Origin of the sequence: Variovorax sp. AB1(2024) (genome assembly GCF_037482385.2) — a bacterium.
Taxonomy (GTDB): domain Bacteria; phylum Pseudomonadota; class Gammaproteobacteria; order Burkholderiales; family Burkholderiaceae_C; genus Variovorax.
Genome location: NZ_JBBHKP020000001.1, coordinates 140,309 through 161,279, shown reverse-complemented (window position 1 = coordinate 161,279; position 20,971 = coordinate 140,309). Strand labels below are relative to the sequence as shown.

Sequence of the window (20,971 nt, the reverse complement as noted above, 5' to 3'; positions counted from 1 at the left end):
TTGCTACCTTCCGCGACTCGTGCGGCGAGCAGGGCATTTGCAGGTGTCGGACAATCGCAGGCGGTCTTCCATCCTCCCGCGATACAAGAGACATCCCATGAAACTCCCCGCCCAAGTCAAGATCATCGACGTCGGCCCGCGCGACGGCCTGCAGAACGAAAAGCAGCCGGTCTCGGCCGAAGTGAAGATCGGCCTCGTGCACCGCCTGCAGGACGCGGGCCTGAAGGAGATCGAGGTCACCAGCTTCGTGTCGCCCAAGTGGGTGCCGCAGATGGCCGACAACGCCGAGGTGATGCACGGCATCCGCCGCCAGCCCGGTGTGCGCTACTCGGTGCTCACGCCGAACATGAAGGGCTTCGAGGCCGCCATTGCCGCGCCGCGCGAAGAATGGCCCGACGAGATCGTGGTGTTCGGCGCCGCCAGCGAAGCCTTCAGCCAGAAGAACATCAACTGCTCGATCGCCGAGAGCATCGAGCGCTTCGCGCCCGTGGTGGCCGCGGCGCTCGACAAGGGCATCCGCGTGCGCGGCGCCATGTCGTGCACCGTGGGCTGCCCCTATGAGGGCGAGATCGCGCCGGGCAAGGTCGGCTATCTCGCGCAGCTGATGAAGGGCATCGGCGTGCAGCGCGTGGACGTGGCCGACACCATCGGCGTGGGCACGCCGCGCAAGGTGCAGGCGGCCATGGAAGCCACGCTGGCGCACTTCGATGTCGACGCCGTTTCAGGGCACTTCCACGACACCTACGGGCAGGCGCTGGTCAACACGCTGGCGGCACTCGAGCTGGGCGTGTGGAACTTCCAGTCGTCCTCGGCCGGCCTGGGCGGCTGCCCCTACGCAAAGGGCGCGACGGGCAACGTGGCGACGGAAGACGTGGTCTACATGTTGCACGGCATGGGCATCGAGACCGGCATCGACCTCGACCGGCTGATCGACGCGGGCGTGTACATCAGCGAGGCACTGGGCCGCGAGCCGAACTCGCGCGCGTCCAAGGCCATCCGCACCAAGCGGGCGGGTTGAAGCATGGACCTGAATGTCTGGCTCGCATTCCTGGTGGCGAGTTGCGTCATCGCGGTGTCGCCCGGTTCGGGCGCCGTGCTCAGCATGAGCCACGGCCTCAGCTACGGCGTGCGGCGCACCACCGCGACCATCGTCGGCCTGCAGCTGGGGCTGGCGGTGATCCTGCTGGTGGCCGGCCTCGGCGTGGGCGCGGTGCTCACCGCCTCGGCCACCGCTTTCACGGTGATCAAGGTGGTCGGTGCCTGCTACCTGCTGTGGCTGGGCTGGCGCCAGTGGCGCGCGCCCGTGGCGCCGGCGGCGAGTGCAGAAGGCGGCGACGCAGCGCGCGAGCCCGACCTCACGGCGCCGCAGCGCGTGCTGCGCGGCTTTCTCACCAACGTGACCAACCCCAAGGGCATCGTCTTCATGGCCGCGGTGCTGCCGCAGTTCATCCAGCCGACGCGGCCGCTGTGGCTGCAGCTGCTGGTGCTGCTGGCCACGACGGTGATGGTCGACGTGACCGTGATGCACGGCTACGCCTGGCTGGCCGCGCGGCTGCAGGGCGTGCTGCGCAGCGTGCGTGCCCGGCGCGCGCAGAACCGCGTCTTCGGCGGCGTGCTCATGAGCATGGGCGCCTTCCTGTTCCTCTTCAAGCGAAGCGCCTGATAGATTCGAATCCCATGTGCGGCTCCGAACTCCACTCCCTCCCCGAAGGCGTCCAGCGCGTTTCCCGCGTGCTGCAGGACGCCGGCCATCCCCATTCGCCACGCATGCTCGATGACGCCTGCCGCACCGCGCAGCAGGCGGCCGACGCGCTCGGCATTTCCGTCGGGCAGATCGCCAAGAGCATCATCTTCCGCCGCAAGAGCGACGAGGCGGCGGTGCTGGTCATCACCTCCGGCGACAAGCGCGTGGACGAGAAGAAGGTCGATGCGCTGATCGGCAAGACCGGCCGCGCCGACGCCGACTTCGTGAAGGCGCGCACCGGCTTCACCATCGGCGGCGTGTCGCCCGTGGGCCACCTGACCAAGCCGGTGGTGCTGATCGACCGCGAGCTGTTCCGCTTCGAGGAAATCTGGGCTGCGGCGGGCCACCCGCATGCGGTGTTCCAGCTGCGCCCGCAAGACCTCGAGAAGCTCACCGGCGCGCCGGTGGCGGACGTGGTGTGAATTTCGGCGAGGCGCAGACGCTGGCCGAGCGCGCCGTGGCCGTGCAGGCCATGGCCGAAGACGTGCCTTCGCCCTGCTCGTCGGTGTGCCGCATGGACCGCCTGAGCGGCTTCTGCGAAGGCTGCCTGCGCACCATTCCCGAAATCGCGGGCTGGAGCAAGATGGAAGACGAGACGCGGCGCCATGTGTGGCGCGCGATAGAGTTGCGGGCGCTCGCCGGCATCTGGCGCGCCCCAGGAGACCACGCCGCATGAAGCACATCGACTTCTATCTCGACTTCATCTCGCCCTACGCGCACCTTGCGTTCGAGCACCTGCCGGAGGCGCTCGAAGGGCTGAGCTACAGCGTGGCCTACAAGCCGGTGCTGCTGGGCGCGCTGCTCAAGCAGCACGGCCAGCTCGGCCCGGCGGAGATTCCGTCCAAGCGCAGCTGGACCTACCGCCATGTGCTCTGGCTGGGCCACGCGCACGGCATCCCGATCGAGATGCCCGCCTCGCATCCCTACAACCCGCTGGCGCACCTGCGGCTCGCGCTGTCGACCGGCGACGACGGCACCGTCAGCCGGCTCGTGGCGGAGACCGTCTTCCGCCATGTGTGGCGCGGCGGCGAGGAAGCGGGCGACCCGGCCCGCCTTGCCGCGCTCACCGCGCAGCTCGAGCCCCTGCGCGACGCGAACAGCGACGAGAGCAAGGCCCTGCTCAAGCGCAACACCGAAGAGGCGCTGCAGCTGGGCGTGTTCGGCACGCCGGCCTACGTGGTCGACGGGCGCCTGTTCTGGGGCTTCGACGGGCTCGCCATGCTGCGCGCCTACTTGAGCGGCGACGCATGGTTCGACGGCCCGCAATGGACCGCCGCAGACCAGCGCCCGTCCCTGCTGCGCAGCGGCAAGCAGGGCTGAGGACAAACCCGAGCAAGGGTCCGATTTCTTACAAGCTGAAACGCACGGCGCGGGTTTCACCCTAATCCGTAAGCGTCGATTCAGTTTCGCGAAAGCCTCGGGTCAGTCGCGCCTCCAAGAATGCCCCACGGTCCCCGGAATCGGTGGAACCGCATGGACGCATACACACAGGAGACGACCAAATGGCAGCCACACTAGATTCGCGGGGAGTGCCGCATCCGGCCCCCCGGCCCATGTCAGCGGAGGAGAAGAAGGTCATCTTCGCCTCGTCGCTCGGCACCGTGTTCGAGTGGTACGACTTCTATCTCTACGGCTCGCTGGCCGCGATCATCGCCAAGCAGTTCTTCAGCGGCCTCGATGCGGGCGCGGCCTTCATCTTCGCGCTGCTGGCGTTCGCGGCCGGCTTCCTGGTGCGGCCGTTCGGCGCCATCGTGTTCGGCCGCCTGGGCGACATGATCGGGCGCAAGTACACCTTCCTTGTCACGATCCTGATCATGGGCCTGTCGACCTTCATCGTCGGCCTGCTGCCCAGCTACGCGACCATCGGCGTCGCGGCGCCGGTGATCCTGATTGCGCTGCGCATGCTGCAGGGCCTGGCGCTCGGCGGCGAGTACGGCGGTGCCGCCACCTACGTGGCCGAGCACTCGCCGCACGGCAAGCGCGGCGCCTACACCTCGTGGATCCAGACGACGGCCACGCTCGGCCTGTTCCTGAGCCTGCTGGTGATCCTGGGCGTGCGAGAAGGCCTGGGCGAGGCGGTGTTCAACGACTGGGGCTGGCGCATTCCGTTCCTGGTGTCGATCCTGCTGCTGGGCATCTCGGTGTGGATCCGCCTGACGCTGTCGGAGTCGCCCGCCTTCCAGAAGATGAAGGCCGAGGGCAAGACCTCGAAGGCGCCGCTGGCCGAGTCCTTCGGCCAGTGGAAGAACCTGAAGATCGTGATCCTGGCGCTGGTGGGCCTGACGGCCGGCCAGGCGGTGGTCTGGTATTCGGGCCAGTTCTACGCGCTGTTCTTCCTGACGGCACAGCTGAAGGTCGACGCGACCACGGCCAACCTGATGATCGCCGCGGCACTGCTGCTGGGCACGCCCTTCTTCGTGATCTTCGGTACGCTGTCCGACAAGATCGGCCGCAAGCCGATCATCATGGCCGGCTGCCTGCTGGCCGTGGTCACCTACTTCCCGGTCTTCAAGATGCTGACCGAAGCCGCCAACCCCGACCTGGCCCGCGCACAGGCCACCGCCGGCGTGACGGTGACGGCCGACCCGGCGACCTGCTCGTTCCAGGGCAACCCGGTGGCCCGCGAGATCGACTTCAAGAGCTCGTGCGACATCGCCAAGCGCTACCTGGTGCAGAACTCGGTGAGCTATGAGAACGTGGCCGGCGCGCCGGGCTCCAAGGCCGTGGTGAAGATCGGCGACAAGACCGTCGAGGCGCCCATCGGCAACGTGGTGAACCTCAAGTTCGACGAGAACTCCGCCAAGGAAATCGCCGCCTTCAAGAAGGGCGTGGCCGAAGACCTGAAGGTCGCGGGCTACCCGTCCAAGGCCGACCCCGCGAAGATGAACAAGGTGCTGACGGTCCTGCTGCTGTTCTGGCTGGTGCTGCTGGTGACGATGGTCTACGGCCCGATCGCCGCGATGCTGGTCGAGATGTTCCCCACGCGCATCCGCTACACCTCGATGAGCCTGCCGTACCACATCGGCAACGGCTGGTTCGGCGGCCTGCTGCCGACCACCGCCTTCGCCATCGTGGCTTCGACCGGCAACATGTACAACGGCCTCTGGTACCCGATCATCATCGCGGGCATCACGCTGGTGATCGGCACGCTGTTCATCCGCGAGACCAAGGACGTGGACATCTACGCCAACGACTGATTCCGCCGCACGCAGGAGGGCGCAACGCCCTCCGTTCAACAAAGAGGCTTCATGCCACCCCGCATGAAGCCTTTTTCTTGAGCCCTTTCCCTTCATCCCCCCAGTTTTTCAGGAGACCAGACCCATGTGGAAGATCGTCGTCGGCTTCATCGCTTTTGCCGCACTTGCCCTGTTCGTGATTTCCAAGGCCGGCGACAAGGTCGACATGTCTGGCGAAAAGCACGGCGGCGACACGACCACGCACGAGCCCGCGCCGGCCGCCGCGCCGAAGTAGGTTCGCGGAGCTGGCTGGCTAGCGCTTGAAGCGGCCGTCGCTGATGATCGACAGGTCGGCGAAGTCGATGCCGCTGTGGTCCTGCGGCGAGTAGCTCACTTCGAGCCCGCCGCCCAGGTCGAAGCCCTTGATGCTTTCCAGCGCGGCCGTCACCTTGGCGCGCGTGGGCTTGGGGCCGGCGCGGCGCAGCGCCTCCACCAGCACCTTGGCCGACGCGAAGCCTTCCAGCGCGGCGGGCGACAGCTCCACCTGGCCCTTGGCCTGCGCCAGCGTCAGCGCTTCCTTCACCATGGGCTGGCCCAGCGAGCGTTCGTTAGGGAACACCTGCGTCACGATCACGCCCTTGCTTGCATCGCCCAGTTGCTTGATGAAGCCCGACGATGCGTTGTTCGACAGCGTGACCACCTGCGCCGCCGAGCCGGCCGCGCGCAGCGCCTTGATGCCGTCCACCACGGCCACGCCCGAGCCGATCCACACCACGGCCTGCGCATTGGCCTCCTTGATGGCCGGCACGATGGCCTTGTAGTCGGGCTTGTCGCGGTCCGCGGGAATGGTCGCGGTGGGCTTGGCCCCGCCCTTGGCGAAGCCGGCCATCGCGCCTTCCAGCGCGTCCTGCCCGAACGAGTCGGTCACGTACACCACCGCGATGCGCGTGAGGCCGATGGTCAGCAGGTGCTGCACCGCCTTTTCCGCCTCGCGCTGGTAGGTGGCGCGCACGTTGAACACATGCTTCTGCAGCGGCTTGTGCAGCACCATCGCGCCGGTCGAGGGGCCGATGAGCGCCACGTCGTACTTGTCGAGCCAGGGGATGATGGCCTGCGAATGCGGCGTGCCCCGGCTCATGAACAGCGCCAGCACTTTCCTGTCCTCGATCAGCGCGCGGGCGTTGTCGCCGGCGCGCTTCACGTCGAAGCCGTCGTCCATGCGCAGCACCTCGATCTTCTCGCCGTGGATGCCGCCCTGCGCGTTGACCGCGTCGATCACCAGTTGCGCCCCGCCGATGGTCTCGTTCACGCTCGCGGCCACCGAGCCTGTCATGCCTGCGGTCTGGCCGATCAGGAGCTGGGCCGAGGCGCCGGCGGCGCTGAAAGCCAGCAGGGCTGCGGCGCAAAGCGTGCGCGTCTTCGTCATGGAAACCTTTCGGAACAGGGCTGGGAAGCGGTGTGTGAATTGGCGTAAACAAACGTCGTATTTGTTTCCAGAAGTGTCTCGAACTCCATTCGGACAAACCCCTGCGCGGGCACGGACCTTGTGACCCACCGCGCAAGCCCGTCATGGACCACTCCCTAGAATGTTTGCCCCACCCCTCAAGGCATTCATGACACAGGGCTCCATCCGGATTCGCGGCGCGCGCCAGCACAATCTCCAGAACCTCGACCTCGACATCCGCACCGGCGAGATGACCGTGGTCACCGGGCCCAGCGGCTCGGGCAAGTCGAGCCTCGTGTTCGACACCCTCTATGCCGAAGGACAGCGGCGCTACGTGGAGACCTTCTCCGCCTATGCGCGCCAGTTCCTGGACCGCATGGACAAGCCGGCCGTCGACAAGGTGGAGGGCGTGCCGCCCGCCATCGCCATCGACCAGACCAACCCGGTGCGCTCCTCGCGTTCCACGGTCGGCACCATGACCGAGCTGAACGACCACCTGAAGCTGTTGTTCGCGCGCGCGGCCGATCTGTTCGACCGCGAAACCGCGCTGCCGGTGCGGCACGACTCGCCCGACAGCATCTATGCGCAGATCGTCGAGCGCGCAGCGGCTGCGGGCGACCCGCGCCTGGTCGTCACCTTCCCGGTCGAGCTTCCCGCGAGCACCACGGCGGAGGAAGTCACGCAGTGGCTGTCGGCCAGCGGCTTCACGCGCGTGCAGGCCGAGCGCGAAGTGGCCACGCCCACCGGCCCGCGCAAGGTGCTGGACGTGGTGGCGGACCGCTTCCGCGCCTCGAGCGCCGAGCGTTCGCGCGTGGTGGAGGCCATCGAGGTCGCGCTCAAGCGCGGCAGCGGGCGCGTCACCGTGCATGCCACGGGAGCCGAGGAAAACGCTGCAACCGATGTGTGGAAATTTTCGACCGGCCTGCACTGCCCCGAGAGCGACATCCGCTACGCCGACCCGATCCCGTCGATGTTCTCGTTCAACTCGGCCGTGGGCGCCTGCGACACCTGCCGCGGCTTCGGCCGCGTGATCGGCGTCGACCTGGGCCTGGTGATTCCGAACGACAAGCTCACGCTGCGCGCGGGCGCCATCAAGACCATCCAGACGCCCGCGTGGAAAGAAGCGCAGGACGACCTCATGCGCCACGCCGAGACGGCGGGCATTCCGCGCGACACGCCCTGGAACAAGCTCACCGACGAGCAGAAGCACTGGGTGATCGAGGGCACGCCGAACTACAAGGAAGGCAACTGGAACAAGCAGTGGTACGGCGTGCGCCGCTTCTTCGCCTACCTGGAGAGCAAGGCCTACAAGATGCACATCCGCGTGCTCTTGTCCAAGTACCGCAGCTACACGCAGTGCCCGACCTGCAGCGGCGCACGGCTGAAGCTCGACAGCCTGATCTGGCGCATCGGCAGCAAGGAAGACGCCGACGCGGTGCTGCCGCCCGGGAAGCGCTTCATGCCGACCGGCGCGAAGTGGACGCGCGCGCAGCTGGAGGCGCTGCCGGGGCTGTGCCTGCATGACCTGATGCTGTTGCCCATCGAGAGGCTGCGCAGGTTCTTCGACCGCATGGGCAACGGCATGGCTCCCTCCCCCGCTGGGGGAGGGCAGGGGTGGGGGCACGCGGCCTCCGCAAAGGCCGTGGCCGTGGTGGAGGCCGAGAGCCCCCATCCCGACCTTCCCCCGGCGGGGGAAGGAGCAAGACAGGGCGAGGCGCAGGCGCTGAAGCTGCTGTTCGAAGAAATCACCACCCGCCTGCGCTACCTGCACGACGTCGGCATCGGCTACCTCACGCTGGATCGCCAGAGCCGCACGCTGAGCGGCGGCGAGGTGCAGCGCATCAACCTCACCACCGCGCTCGGCACTTCGCTGGTCAACACGCTGTTCGTGCTCGACGAGCCCAGCATCGGCCTGCATCCGCGCGACATGAACCGCATCACCGAGGCCATGCTTCGCCTGCGCGACGCGGGCAACACGCTGGTGGTGGTCGAGCACGACCCGGCCGTGATGCTGGCCGCCGACCGCGTGATCGACATGGGCCCCGGCCCCGGCGCGCGCGGCGGGCAGATCGTGTTCGACGGCACCACCGACCAGTTGCGCGACGCCGACACGCTCACCGGCCAGTACCTGGGCGGTCGCAAGAAGATCGGCATGGGCTTCAAGCGGCTGGTGAGCGAGAACACGCACCGGCTCATCCTCGAAGGCGTGCGCGAGCACAACCTGAAGGACGTGACGGTCGAGTTTCCGCTGGCGCGGCTGGTGTGCGTCACCGGCGTCAGCGGCTCGGGCAAGTCCACGCTCATACAGGACGTGCTGGCGCCCGCGCTCATGCGCCACTTCGGCAAGGCCACGGAAACGCCCGGCGCGCACGACCGCATGCTCGGTGCCGACCACCTCGGCGACGTGGTGTTCGTCGACCAGTCGCCCATCGGCAAGACCGCGCGTTCCAACCCCGCGAGCTACGTGGGCGCGTGGGACGCCATCCGCGAAATTTTCGCGACCGCGGCGCTGTCGCGCCAGCGCGGCTACACCGCGAGCAAGTTCAGCTTCAACTCCGGCGACGGGCGCTGCCCCACCTGCGGCGGCTCGGGCTTCGAGCACGTCGAGATGCAGTTCCTGTCCGACGTGTACCTGCGCTGCCCCGACTGCGACGGCAAGCGCTACCGCCCCGAGATCCTCGAAGTGCGCGTGGAGCGCAAGGGCAGGAGCTACAACGTGGCCGACGTGCTCGACCTCACCGTGGCCGAAGCGGCGGCGGTGTTCGAGGCCGACCGCGACGTGCTGCGCGTGCTGCAACCCATCTCCGACGTGGGCCTGGACTACGTCAAGCTGGGCCAGCCCGTGCCCACGCTTTCCGGCGGCGAGGCGCAGCGCCTGAAGCTCGCCGGCTTCCTGGCCGAGGCCGCGAAGAACGCGACCGCCAGCAAGCAGTCGGTGGCGCGCAAGGGCACCCTGTTCCTGTTCGACGAGCCGACCACCGGCCTGCACTTCGACGACATCGCGCGGCTGATGCGCGCGCTGCGCAAGCTGCTGGACGCGGGGCATTCGCTGATAGTGATCGAGCACAACCTCGACGTGATCCGCGCGAGCGACTGGCTCATCGACCTCGGCCCCGAAGGAGGCGAGGGCGGCGGCCAGGTGGTGGCCGAAGGCACGCCCGAGCAGCTGCGCGAGAACCGCGCCTCGCTCACCGGCGCCGCGCTGGCCGACTACGAGCTTGCCATCGGCCCCGACGCCTACAAGGTGGCCGAGCGCGCCGCGCGCCGCTACATCGCCAACGCGAAGACGGCGCCGGGCAGCAATGCCATCAAGATCGTCAACGCGCGCGAGCACAACCTGAAGAACCTGAGCGTGGACATTCCGCGCGGCAAGTTCAGCGTGGTGACCGGCGTGAGCGGCTCCGGCAAGTCGACGCTCGCGTTCGACATTCTCTTCAACGAAGGCCAGCGCCGGTACCTCGAGTCGCTCAACGCCTATGCGCGCAGCATCGTGCAGCCCGCCGGCCGGCCCGAGGTGGACGCGGTGTACGGCATTCCGCCGACCGTGGCCATCGAGCAGCGCCTGTCGCGCGGCGGCCGCAAGAGCACGGTGGGCACCACCACCGAGGTGTGGCACTTCCTGCGGCTGCTGTACGTCAAGCTGGGCATCCAGCACTGCATTCACGACGGCGCCGCCGTGCAGCCGCAGACGCCCGACAGCATCGCCGCGCAGCTGATGCGCAACTTCAAGGGCCAGCACATCGGCCTGCTCGCGCCGCTGGTGAGCAACCGCAAGGGCGTGTACACCGAGCTGGCCGACTGGGCGCGCCCGCGCGGCTTCACGCACCTGCGCGTGGACGGCGACTTCCTGCCGACCACCGGCTTCCCGCGCATCGACCGCTTCAAGGAACACAGCATCGAGCTGCCCGTGGCCAGCCTCGACGTGCTGCCGTCGAAGGAAACCGAACTGCGCGAGGCGCTGACCAGGGCGCTCGAACACGGCAAGGGCGTGGTGCATGTGCTGAGCGAACTCGACGGCCTGCGCGCCGCGATGATGGCGGGCGTGTCCGCCGCGGGCATCGGCCGCGTGAACGTGTTCTCCACGCTGCGCGCCTGCCCGGTGTGCAGCACCAGCTATGCCGAGCTCGATCCGCGCCTGTTCAGCTACAACAGCAAGCACGGCTGGTGCCCCGATTGCGTGGGCACCGGCGTCAAGCTCAGCAAGGACCAGCGCAAGGTGTTCGACGACTCCGTGCGCGACGACGACAACAAGGGCCGCGAGCAGACCTTCGCCGAACCCGAGGTCGAGGACCTGGCCGACGTGGTCTGCCCGACCTGCGAGGGCACGCGCCTGAACGCCACCGCCCGCGCCGTGGGCTTCGGCACCGCGGCCGACGGCACGGGCGGCATCGGCATCACCGAGCTTGCGCGCATGAGCGTGACCGAGGTGCGCCAGTGGTTCGAAGGGCTGGCGCTCACGGGCCGCGAAGCCGAGATCGCGCGCGACTTGGTGCCGGAAATCAAGAGCCGGCTCGAATTCCTCGAAGAAGTGGGCCTGGGCTACCTCACGCTCGACCGCGGCGCGCCCACGCTCTCCGGCGGCGAGGCGCAGCGCATCCGCCTGGCGGCGCAGCTGGGCAGCAACCTGCAGGGTGTGTGCTACGTGCTCGACGAGCCGACCATCGGCCTGCATGCGCGCGATAACCAGATCCTGCTGAACGCGCTGCACAAGCTGGGCGACAAGGGCAACACGCTGGTGGTGGTGGAGCACGACGAAGACACCATCCGCCGTGCCGACCACATCATCGACATCGGCCCGAGCGCGGGCAAGCGCGGCGGCCGGCTGGTGGCCGAAGGCTCGGTGGCCGACATCCAGAATGCCGGCGATTCGCAGACCGGCCGCTACCTGCGCGATGCCATCCGGCACCCGCTGCAGGCACGCCGCACGATTCCCTCGCCCGACCCGAAGGCCGAGGAGAGCGGCGATTGGCTCACCGTGCACGGCGCCGACCTGCACAACCTGCAGGACGTGACCGCCACGCTGCCGCTGCACCGCCTGGTGGTGGTCACCGGCGTCAGCGGCTCGGGCAAGTCGACGCTGGCGCGCGACGTGCTGCTGGCCAACGTGCAGGGCATCGTGGTGCAGCGCATGACGAAGGCGGGCCGCGACGCCGACGCCGCCGGCAAGCGCCCGGCATGGGCCGGCTGCAGGAAGGTCGACGGCTACGAGACCATCGACCGCGTGCTCGAGGTCGACCAGACGCCCATCGGCAAGACGCCGCGCAGCTGCCCGGCCACCTACATCGGCTTCTGGGACACCATCCGCAAGCTCTTTGCCGACACGCTCGAAGCCAAGGCGCGCGGCTACGGCCCGGCGCGCTTCAGCTTCAACACCGGCGAAGGCCGCTGCCCGGGCTGCGAGGGCGCGGGCGTGCGCACCATCGAGATGAGCTTCCTGCCCGACGTGAAGGTGCCCTGCGAGGTCTGCCACGGCGCGCGCTTCAACCCCGAGACGCTGGCCGTGAGCTGGCGCGGCAAGAGCATCGGCGACGTGCTGAAGATGGAAGTCGACGAGGCCGTCGAGTTCTTCGCGAGCATGCCCAACATCGCGCATCCGCTGCAGCTGCTGAAGGACGTGGGCCTGGGCTACCTCACGCTGGGGCAGCCCTCGCCCACGCTGTCGGGCGGCGAGGCGCAGCGCATCAAGCTGGTGACCGAACTCAGCAAGGTGCGCGACGACATCACCCGCCGCGGCCAGAAGCCGCCGCACACGCTGTACGTGCTCGACGAGCCGACCGTGGGCCTGCACATGGCCGACGTCGAGAAGCTGATCCACGTGCTGCACCGGCTGGTGAACGGCGGCCACAGCGTGGTGGTGATCGAGCACGACCTCGACCTGATCGCCGAGGCCGACTGGATCCTCGACCTGGGGCCGGAAGGCGGCAACGCGGGCGGGCGCATCGTCGCGGCGGCGCCGCCGGAAGAAGTGGTGCGCCTGGGTACCCACACCGGGGTGGCGCTGGCGCCTGTGCTGGCGCGCTGACCGCCGCCGCTCAGGCGGGGGCCTCCCAGCCGGCAGCCCCGCGCAATGCCTCCAGGCAGGCGGCCACCGCCGGCCTGTCGCTGTCCGAACCCTGCAGCACGCCCAGGCCCTCGAACTCGCCGCCGAGTTCGTAGGGCACACGGGCGACCACGCCCCACTCCACGAAGGGCGCGATGATGCTGCGCGGCACCAGCGTCAGCACGCGGTGGTTGCGCAGCAACTCGAGCACCAGCGGCAGCGAGGTGCTGGAGATCGGGTGAAGCTGGGGCTTCGGTGCATCGGGCGTGTCGAACAGCGCATCGAAGACGCTGCGCACGCCGATGCCGCGCACAGGCTCCATCCATCGCGCGGCGTGCAGATCGGCCAGCGTCGGCCGGGCATTGCGCACGAGCGGATGGCGGCGACCCGCCACGATCCAGGGGACGTCCGGCGCGAGCATCTCGAAGGTGCAGGGCGCGGGCAGTTCGGGCGGCCGGCGGCACAGCGCCATGTCGACGCGGCCCGACATCACGTCGGCCAGCAGTTGAGCGCCGGGGGCCTCCAGCACCTCGATGCGCAATGACGGGTGCCGCGTTGCAAACGCGGGCAGCACCCGGCACAGCAGGCCACCGACGCCGGCGGTGATCGCGCCCACGCGCAGCACGCCGCCGGCGCCTTCCGCCAGCGCATGCACCGTGTCAGCGGATGCGCGCAAGGCGCTCAGCGTGTTGCGCGCCATCGGCACCATTGCGTGGCCCGCGGGTGTGAGCCGCATGCCGCGCACGTGACGGTCGAACAGAGGGGTGCCGAGCAGGAACTCGATGTCGGCCAAGGCCTGCGTCGCCGCCGGCTGGCTGATACCTATTTGTTCGGCCGCGCGCCGCACGCTGCCCGAATCTGCGACCGACACCAGGAGCTGCAGGTGCCGCAAGCGTCCCTTCGTGACCAGCCGGGAATAGAGGACGGAGGAGGCTGGTGTCGCGGCGTGCATGCGGGCTCCGGGGTATTGGATTTGCTTATACGAAGGGCCGCGAATTTATTGGATGCCGATCATGGGCGTCAACATAATCCGACAACTTTCGGCATACACGGATCACCAACCCATGAAGCTCTCACGTCGCCGGTTTGCCGCCATCCCGGCCGCCCTGCTGGGCCAGCTCGCGCTTCCGGCAGCGGCGCAGGACAGCTATCCCCAGCGCCCGGTCAAGCTGATCGTGCCGTTTGCGCCCGGCGGCTCCACCGACATCGTGGCCCGCCTGGTGGCGGACAAGATGCAGGCCACGCTGGGCCAGCCGGTGGTCGTGGACAACCGGGCGGGCGGTGGCGGGATGATCGGCTCGGAAGCAGTGGCCCGCGCCGAAGCGGACGGCTACACCCTGGGCATCGGCACCGTGAGCACGCTGACCGTCAATCCGGTCATGCTGAAGGCCAACCGCGTCGATCCGCTGAAGGACCTCGCACCGATCACCATGCTGGCGACCGCGCCCACGGTCCTCATGGTGCATCCTTCGTTCCCGGGGCGCAGTTTCGAGCAGGTGGTGGCCGAGGTGCGCGCCAGGCCCGACATCTACAACATCGGCTCGTCGGGCCCCGGTTCCATCAGCCACCTGCTGATCGAGGCGATGAATGCCGACCTCAAGTTCAGGCTGCGCCACGTCCCGTACCGCGGAATGGGGCCGGCCATGACGGCCGCGCTGGCGGGCGAGACCCAGGTGTCGATCGACCAGTACCCCTCGTCGGCCCCGCATGTCAAGAGCGGCAAGCTGGTGCCTTTTGCCGTGGGCGCCTCGAAGCGGCTGCAGGCGTTGCCTTCCGTGCCCACGCTCAAGGAACTCGGCCAGCCGGATCTCAACCAGCTTGCGATGACCTGGTTCGGCCTGGTGGCGCCGGCGAAGACGCCGGCCGCCATCCAGAAGAGGCTGCACGACGCCGCGGTGGCCGCGTTGCGCGATCCGGCGCTGATCGCGCGCCTGAACGAGATGGACGCGGACCCGGTCGGCGGTTCTGCCGACGCCTTCCGCTCGCAGATCGAAAGCGGGCTGGCGCGCAACCGCCGCATCATGCAGGCTGCGGGCATTAGTCCCGAGTGAGCGACGGCACCATGAACGTATTCAGCACGCGGTTCTCGCTCGCCGGCATCGCCGAGACCATCGAATCGCAGTCGCAGCGCCAGCATGCCGAGGTCGTCGCATGGCGGCGCCATATGCACCGCCACCCCGAACTCTCGTTCAAGGAGGTGGATACCGCCAACTTCCTCGAACGCGAGCTCGCTGCCATCAAGGGCCTGGAAGTGAGCCGTCCCACGCCGACCAGCCTGCTCGCGCGGCTGGCCGGCGGCAGGAAAGGCCGCACGCTGGCGATGCGCGCGGACGTCGATGCGCTGCCGCTGCAGGATCGCAAGCGCTGCGACTATGCCTCGAAGAGACCCGACGTCATGCACGCCTGCGGCCACGACGGCCACGCTGCGATGCTGCTCGGCGCGGCGCGCATCCTGGCCGGCCTGCGCGCGCAGGTGCCGGGCGAGGTGCGCTTCTTCTTCCAGCATGCCGAGGAACAGCATCCGGGCGGCGCCCAGCAGATGGTGGACGCGGGCGTGATGCGGGGCGTAGACCAGGTGATCTCGGCGCACGTCATGTCGACGCTGGACACCGGCAGCATCGCCGTGCTCGACGGCCCGGCGCTGGCCAGCTCCGACCGCTTCGTGCTGCGCCTGCGCGGGCGCGGCGGCCATGCGGCCAACCCCGACCGCTGCATCGATCCGATCATGATAGGCGCCCAGATCGTCGGCAACCTGCAGGCCGTGGTCTCGCGCAACGCCGATCCGCACGAGGCGCTGATCCTGTCGATCACCCGCTTCGAAGGCGGCAGCGCCTTCAACGTGATTCCGGACACGGTGGAGCTGTGGGGCTCGGTGCGCTGTTTCAGCGAGCATGTGCGCGAACTGGTACCGGCCCTGGTCGAACGCATCGCCAATGGTGTGGCGGGCGCGCACGGCGCCTCCTGCGACCTGGAATACGTCCGCGGCTACAGCCCGGTGGTCAACGACCCGGCCGTGGCCGAACGCATGCGCGAGGTGGTGCGCCAGGGCGTTTCCACGGCGGCGCTGCAGCCGATCCGGCCGCTGCCGAACAGCGAGGACTTCGGCGCCTTCCTGAAGCATGCGCCGGGCGCCTATGTCTTCATCGGTGCGCGCAGCGCGGCCAAGGGCATCGTGCATCCGCATCACCATCCGAATTTCGACTTCGATGAAGACGCGCTGCTGCACGGCGTGCAGCTGTTCGCCAACGCGCCGTTCCATCTGAACGCATAGGCCTTTCGGGGGCCTCGCCAAGGTCGTGGAAAGCGGCGCACAATGGCTTCAACCCTTGGCGCAGGCGCATCCTGAATCAGCCATGGTGGAGACCATTTGAAGGGGTGAAGCGCCGTGCCGCGGGCCACGCAAGGAGCCATGTCATGACCCGCTTCATCGATGTTCACAGCCTCGTTCGCCTGGTGGACGAGACCGGCGTTCCGCAATTCCTCGAGGCCCTGGCCGACGCGTTGCGCGACGACTTCCTGCGGTGGCGCGAGTTCGACAAGAAGGCGCGCGTGGCCAGCCATTCGCACCTCGGCGTGATCGAGCTGATGCCGGTGGCCGACGACGGCGCCTATGCCTTCAAGTACGTCAACGGGCATCCCCACAACACGCAGGTCGGGCTGCCGACGGTCATGGCCTTCGGCGTGCTGGCCGAGGTCGACACGGGCTACCCCATGCTGCTGTCGGAACTCACGCTCACCACCGCGCTGCGCACGGCCGCCACCTCGGCAATGGCCGCGAAGGCGCTGGCGCGGCCCGACTCGCGCAGCCTCGCGCTGATCGGCAACGGCTCGCAGAGCGAGTTCCAGGCCCTGGCCTTCCATGCGCTGCTGGGCATCGAGCAGGTGCGCGTGTTCGACACCGACTCGCACGCCACCGACAAGCTGGTGCGCCATCTCTCGGCCTGCACGCCGCTGGAGATCGTGCGTGCGCGCTCGGTGGCCGAAGCCGTGCGCGGCGCCGACATCGTCACCACCGTCACCGCCTACCAGGGCCGCGCGACCGTGCTCACGCCCGACATGATCGAGCCCGGCATGCACATCAATGCCGTGGGCGGCGACTCGCCCGGCAAGACCGAGCTGCACCCCGACGTGCTGCGGCTGGCGCGCGTGTTCGTCGAGTACGAGCCGCAGACCCGCGTGGAGGGCGAGATCCAGCAGGTGGCGGCCGACTTCCCGGTGCACGAACTGTGGCGCGTGCTGCTGGGCGAAGTGCCCGGCCGCGAGAGCCCGGGGCAGGTCACGCTGTTCGATTCGGTCGGCTTCGCGCTGGAGGACTACACCGCGCTGCGCTACATCCAGCGCATTGCCACCGAGCGCGGCATCGGCCAGCAGATCGCGCTGGTGCCCGAGCTGGACGACCCGAAGGACCTGTTCGGCCTCACGGCCTCGGGCCGGCGCCGGGCGGTGCTGCGGCGTGCGGCATGATGGGCGGCTTCATCACAGCCGATGCCGCTCTTCTTCATCCATGCTCACCATCTACAACGACCAGCACGTTCTCCACCAGGGCAAAGTCGAGATGTTCCGCGGCGAACTCGTGCCGTGCTTCGAGGTGCCCGCACGCGTCGACCATGTGAAGCATGAACTGGAGCGCCGCGGCCTCGGCCCGCTGCAGGCGCCCGATGCGTTCGACGAATCGCTGCTGGCCAGGGTGCATGCGCCGCGCTACCTGGACTTCATCGCGCATGCCTGGGACGAGTGGGTGGCGCTGGACCCGGCCAACGCGTCGCGCGATGCGCTGCCGTCGTACTGGCCCACGCGCGGCATGCGCACCGACGTGCTGCCCAAGAGCTTTCCGGCGCGCATGGGGCTGTTCTCGTTCGACTCCGGCACGCCGCTGATGGCCGGCAGCTGGGCGGCGGCGCGGCATGGCGCCGCCTGTGCGTGGACTGCGGCGCGGCGCGTCATCGGCGGCGAGCGCGCGGCCTTTGCCCTCACGCGCCCGCCGGGCCACCATGCGGGCGCCGATTTCTTCGGCGGCTACTGCTTCATCAACAACGCCGCCGTCGCCGCGCAGGCGCTGCGCGATGCGGGCGTGGGGCGCGTGGCGGTGCTCGACGTGGACTACCACCATGGCAACGGCACGCAGGCCATCTTCTACGAGCGCGACGACGTGCACTTCGCCAGCCTGCACGGCGATCCGCTGACCGACTACCCGTACTACCTGGGGCATGCCGACGAGCGCGGCGCGGGCAGGGGCGAGGGCTTCAACCACAACCTGCCGCTGCCGCGGGGCACCGATTTCACGGCGTGGCGCGCGGCGCTGAAGGCCGCGCTCGAGCGCATCGCCGAGGTGAAGGCCGGCGCGCTCGTGGTCTCGCTCGGCGTCGACACCTTCGAGGGCGACCCCATCTCCGGCTTCAGGCTGAAGAGCGACGACTACCTGCGCATGGGCGAGGACCTGGCACGCGCCGGCCTGCCGACGGTGTTCGTGTTCGAGGGCGGCTATGCGGTGGCCGAGGTGGGCGTGAACGCGGTGAACGTGCTCGAAGGCTTCGGGCAGGCATAGCCGCCGGCTGGCTGACGCGCAGGCGACTCGGATCGCCCCATTCACCCCTCGCCGGGCGGGAAATCAGGGCAGTCCCGATTGCCTTCGCGCACCGGGCAAGGCCCAATCGGCGCTTTTCCAAGTCAGGATCCAGTCAGCCATGCTCCGCCGTTCATCATTCCTCTGCGCCGCTACGCTCGCCGCGTGCGGCCTCGTTTCTCCTCTGGCGGCTTTCGCACAGGGCTTTCCCACCAAGCCGGTCAAGCTGGTCATCGCCTTTCCGGCGGGCGGCCCGACCGACATCACCATGCGCCAGCTTGCCGACAACGCGAGCAAGATCCTCGGCCAGCCGGTGATCATCGACAACAAGCCCGGCGCCGGCGGCACGCTGCCCGCGCAGGCGCTGCAGACCGCGCAGCCCGACGGCTACACCGTCGCGCAGATTCCGCTGGGCGTGTTCCGCCTGGGCTACACCACCAAGATCAACTGGGACCCGCTGAAGGACATCACCTATGTGCTGAACGTCACCGGCTATGCCTTCGGCATCGTGGTGCCGGCCGATAGTCCCTTCAAGACCTGGGCCGACTTCGTCGCCTACGCCAAGGCCAACCCCGGCAAGCTCACCTACGGCTCCACCGGCACGCTGACCAGCCCGCACCTGACCACCGAAATCGTCGCGCAGAAGGCCGGCATCGAGCTGCAGCACGTGCCCTACAAGGGCAGCGCCGACCTGATGCTGGCGGTGGTCAGCGGCCAGCTGATGGCCGCCGCCGACAGCACGGGCTTCGCGCCGCAAGTGGAAGCCGGCAAGCTGCGCGTGCTCAACACCTGGGGCGAGAAGCGCCTGGCCAAGTTCCCCGATGCCCCCACGCTGAAGGAACTGGGCTACGACGTGGTGCAGAACTCGCCCTTCGGCATCGGCGCACCCAAGGGCACGCCGCCGGAGGTGGTGAAGAAGCTGCACGACGCCTTCAAGCAGGCGATGGAAGAACCCAGCTACGTGGCGTCGCTGGGCCGTTACGACATGCTGCCGAACTACATGAGCTCGGCCACGTACACCAAGTTCGCGCAGGATACGGTGGTGCGGGAGAAGGCGGTGATCGAGAAGCTGGGGTTGGCGAAGGAAGTCAAGACGAACTGATCGCAAACAGCTCGTCCACCAGCCGCGCCGCCAGCTCCGGCTTCACCGGCTCACTCCCGAACACCAGCCTGAACACGATCGGCGCAATCAGGTGATCGATCACCTGCTGCGGCTCGGGCGCGCGCTCGCCGCGCGCATGCGCCTGCTCCACCAGCGTCAGCGCTTCCCTGCGGCGGTTGCGCAGGCAGTCGGTGTCCGAATCGCTGTTGGCCAGCGCGGCCGCGGCTTTCAGCAATGAGGTATTGCACGGCTTGGCCAGGTGCTCGATGAGTTCGCGCGCCCAGGCTTCCAGGTCCTGGCGCAGGGTGCCGGTGTCCGGCAGCGGGCGGTTCGGGTCCAGCCGATGGGTGGCCGTTTCGGCCAGCAGGCCCTGCAGGTCGCCCCAGCGGCGGTAGATGCTGGACGCGCTGACGCCCGCGCGCTCCGCCACGGCCGGCACGGTGACGCGCTCGCGGCCCTGCTCGGCCACCAGTTCTTCCAGCGCGGTACGCACCTGCGCCTGCACCTGCGCGCTGCGGCCGCCGGGACGCTTGTTGGGGAGGGTGACGTCGTTCATGTACGGACTTTAACGCAAAGATATTTGCTTTAGAAGATTCACAGGTCTAGAATCACAAAAGCAAAAAAAGTTGCATTAAGGATTCGACATGCCGTCCACCTGCCCCGAACTCGCAGCCGCCACCGCCGACATCGCCGCCCGCGCCAAGCCCCGGCGGCTACCTGCGAGCGTGGCGTTCCCGTTGCTGGCCGCCGTGCTGTTCGCCTTCTTCTTTGCGGCCGCGGCGCCATCGCCGCTGTTCGTGGTGTTCCAGCACGCCTGGCATTTCTCGTCGTCGTTGCTCACCGTGGCCTTCGCGATCTATGCCATCGCGCTGCTGATCTCGCTGCTGGTGGCGGGCTCGCTGTCCGACCACATCGGACGGCGGCCGGTGGTGCTCGGAGCGCTGGCGCTGCAGGCCGTGGCGATGGGGCTCTTCCTGCTGGCGCAGAGCATCGGCGGCCTGATCGTCGCGCGGGTGGTGCAGGGCGTGGCCACGGGCGTTGCGAGCGGCGCGCTGAGCGCGGCGGTGGTCGAGGCCGCACCGGCATCGCGCAAGCGGCTGGGCGCGCTGATCACCAGCGTGTCGCCGATGGCCGGCCTTGCGCTCGGCGCGCTGCTGACGGGCGTGGCGGTGAAGTTCTCGCTCCAGCCCGTGGCGCTGGTGTTCGGCGTGCTGGCAGCGGTGTTCGCGCTCGGCGCGGCAGTGGTGCTGTGGATGCCCGAGACGGTGACGCGCCGCCCCGGTGCCTGGGCCTCGCTGGTGCCGCGCGTGTCGATCCCGGCGCGCGCGCGCGCCGAGTTCGCGCGCGGCCTGCCGGTGTTCGTCGTGGTGTGGGCGCTCGGCGGGCTGTTTCTTTCGCTGGCGCCGTCGCTGATGCTGCATGTCTTCGACGTCGACAACGGCGTGGTCAACGGGCTCACGGTGGCGGTGCTGTCGGGTGTCGGCGCCATCGCGCCAACGCTGCTGGGCCGCCTTGCCGCGCCGCGGCCCGCCATCGTCGGCATGGCCAGCATCGCGGCTGGGCTGGTGCTGCTGCTCGCGTCGCTGGCCACGGGCTCGCTCGCTCTGTTCTTCGTCGGCACCGCCGTGGCGGGCGTGGGCTTCGGCGGCGCGTTCTCGGCGCTGGTGCAGGCGCTGGCGCCGCTGGCGCAGCCGCATGAGCGCGGCGAACTGTTCGCGGCCATCTTCGTGGTGAGCTATCTCGCGTTCAGCCTGCCGGCGATGCTGGCGGGCTTTCTCGTCAAGCCGCTCGGCCTGCTGGCGACGGTGGAAGGCTATGCCGCCGTGCTGCTGCTGATTGCCGCCTTCGGCGCATGGAACTACTGGGCGGTGCTGCGGAAGGCGCCCGGCGCCTGAGCCCCGG

The 20,971-nt window shown here is 68.8% G+C and carries 17 protein-coding genes; 14 read left to right on the top strand and 3 right to left on the bottom strand.

Annotation, left to right across the window (positions count from 1 at the left end; all coding sequences use genetic code 11):
• Positions 1–97: 97 nt before the first annotated feature.
• From WIX39_RS00765 to WIX39_RS00735, 7 genes are all read left to right on the top strand, one after another.
• A complete protein-coding gene (locus WIX39_RS00765) occupies positions 98–1,018 on the top strand; it encodes a hydroxymethylglutaryl-CoA lyase (RefSeq protein ID WP_409194329.1) in 921 nt (306 codons plus the stop codon).
• Positions 1,019–1,021: 3 nt separating this feature from the next.
• On the top strand, positions 1,022–1,663 hold the full coding sequence (gene rhtB / locus WIX39_RS00760; RefSeq protein WP_409194328.1) for a homoserine/homoserine lactone efflux protein: 642 nt from the start codon (positions 1,022–1,024) through the stop codon (positions 1,661–1,663).
• Between the two features lie 14 nt (positions 1,664–1,677).
• On the top strand, positions 1,678–2,166 hold the full coding sequence (locus tag WIX39_RS00755; RefSeq protein WP_081269662.1) for a YbaK/EbsC family protein: 489 nt from the start codon (positions 1,678–1,680) through the stop codon (positions 2,164–2,166).
• Positions 2,163–2,420, top strand: a complete 258-nt coding sequence (locus tag WIX39_RS00750; protein ID WP_081269663.1) for a DUF1289 domain-containing protein — start codon at positions 2,163–2,165, stop codon at positions 2,418–2,420. The genes WIX39_RS00755 and WIX39_RS00750 overlap by 4 nt, the downstream gene beginning before the upstream one ends.
• Positions 2,417–3,064, top strand: coding sequence for a 2-hydroxychromene-2-carboxylate isomerase (locus tag WIX39_RS00745; RefSeq protein ID WP_081269664.1), 648 nt, complete (start codon positions 2,417–2,419; stop codon positions 3,062–3,064). The genes WIX39_RS00750 and WIX39_RS00745 overlap by 4 nt, the downstream gene beginning before the upstream one ends.
• A gap of 182 nt (positions 3,065–3,246) precedes the next feature.
• Positions 3,247–4,941, top strand: a complete 1,695-nt coding sequence (locus tag WIX39_RS00740; RefSeq protein WP_081269665.1) for an MFS transporter — start codon at positions 3,247–3,249, stop codon at positions 4,939–4,941.
• A 124-nt stretch (positions 4,942–5,065) separates the two neighbouring features.
• A complete protein-coding gene (locus tag WIX39_RS00735; RefSeq protein WP_172839900.1) occupies positions 5,066–5,215 on the top strand; it encodes a hypothetical protein in 150 nt (49 codons plus the stop codon).
• Positions 5,216–5,233: 18 nt separating this feature from the next.
• Here the strand turns inward: WIX39_RS00735 and WIX39_RS00730 are convergent, their stop codons facing one another.
• Positions 5,234–6,346: an ABC transporter substrate-binding protein gene (locus WIX39_RS00730; RefSeq protein ID WP_409194327.1), complete on the bottom strand. Its 1,113-nt coding sequence runs from the start codon at positions 6,344–6,346 to the stop codon at positions 5,234–5,236.
• A gap of 187 nt (positions 6,347–6,533) precedes the next feature.
• Between WIX39_RS00730 and uvrA the strand changes: the two genes are divergently transcribed.
• On the top strand, positions 6,534–12,386 hold the full coding sequence (gene uvrA / locus WIX39_RS00725) for an excinuclease ABC subunit UvrA (protein ID WP_285414286.1): 5,853 nt from the start codon (positions 6,534–6,536) through the stop codon (positions 12,384–12,386).
• Between the two features lie 10 nt (positions 12,387–12,396).
• Here the strand turns inward: uvrA and WIX39_RS00720 are convergent, their stop codons facing one another.
• A complete protein-coding gene (locus tag WIX39_RS00720; protein ID WP_409194326.1) occupies positions 12,397–13,356 on the bottom strand; it encodes a LysR family transcriptional regulator in 960 nt (319 codons plus the stop codon).
• A gap of 112 nt (positions 13,357–13,468) precedes the next feature.
• Here WIX39_RS00720 and WIX39_RS00715 point away from each other — a divergent pair, with 112 nt between their 5' ends.
• The 5 genes from WIX39_RS00715 (at position 13,469) to WIX39_RS00695 (ending at position 19,069) form a co-directional block, all read left to right on the top strand.
• The gene (locus WIX39_RS00715) at positions 13,469–14,455 is read left to right on the top strand and encodes a Bug family tripartite tricarboxylate transporter substrate binding protein (RefSeq protein WP_409194325.1); all 987 of its coding nucleotides are present in this window, start codon (positions 13,469–13,471) and stop codon (positions 14,453–14,455) included.
• Positions 14,456–14,466: 11 nt separating this feature from the next.
• Positions 14,467–15,675 carry an amidohydrolase gene (locus tag WIX39_RS00710; RefSeq protein WP_409194324.1) on the top strand — a complete coding sequence of 403 codons (1,209 nt, stop codon included), beginning with the start codon at positions 14,467–14,469 and terminating at the stop codon, positions 15,673–15,675.
• A gap of 143 nt (positions 15,676–15,818) precedes the next feature.
• Positions 15,819–16,868, top strand: coding sequence for an ornithine cyclodeaminase (locus WIX39_RS00705; RefSeq protein ID WP_409194323.1), 1,050 nt, complete (start codon positions 15,819–15,821; stop codon positions 16,866–16,868).
• 40 nt (positions 16,869–16,908) lie between these two features.
• Positions 16,909–17,949, top strand: a complete 1,041-nt coding sequence (locus WIX39_RS00700; protein WP_409194322.1) for a histone deacetylase family protein — start codon at positions 16,909–16,911, stop codon at positions 17,947–17,949.
• 139 nt (positions 17,950–18,088) lie between these two features.
• Positions 18,089–19,069, top strand: coding sequence for a Bug family tripartite tricarboxylate transporter substrate binding protein (locus WIX39_RS00695; protein WP_409194321.1), 981 nt, complete (start codon positions 18,089–18,091; stop codon positions 19,067–19,069).
• On the opposite strand, the gene WIX39_RS00690 is transcribed toward WIX39_RS00695, so the two are convergent.
• Positions 19,056–19,625, bottom strand: a complete 570-nt coding sequence (locus tag WIX39_RS00690; protein WP_106936735.1) for a TetR/AcrR family transcriptional regulator — start codon at positions 19,623–19,625, stop codon at positions 19,056–19,058. The two genes, WIX39_RS00695 and WIX39_RS00690, sit on opposite strands and share 14 nt — an antisense overlap.
• Before the next feature lie 88 nt (positions 19,626–19,713).
• On the opposite strand from WIX39_RS00690, the gene WIX39_RS00685 reads away from it, so the two are divergent.
• Positions 19,714–20,964 (top strand): MFS transporter, encoded by a 1,251-nt coding sequence (locus WIX39_RS00685; RefSeq protein WP_106936736.1) that lies wholly within the window; start codon positions 19,714–19,716, stop codon positions 20,962–20,964.
• Positions 20,965–20,971 lie beyond the last annotated feature (7 nt).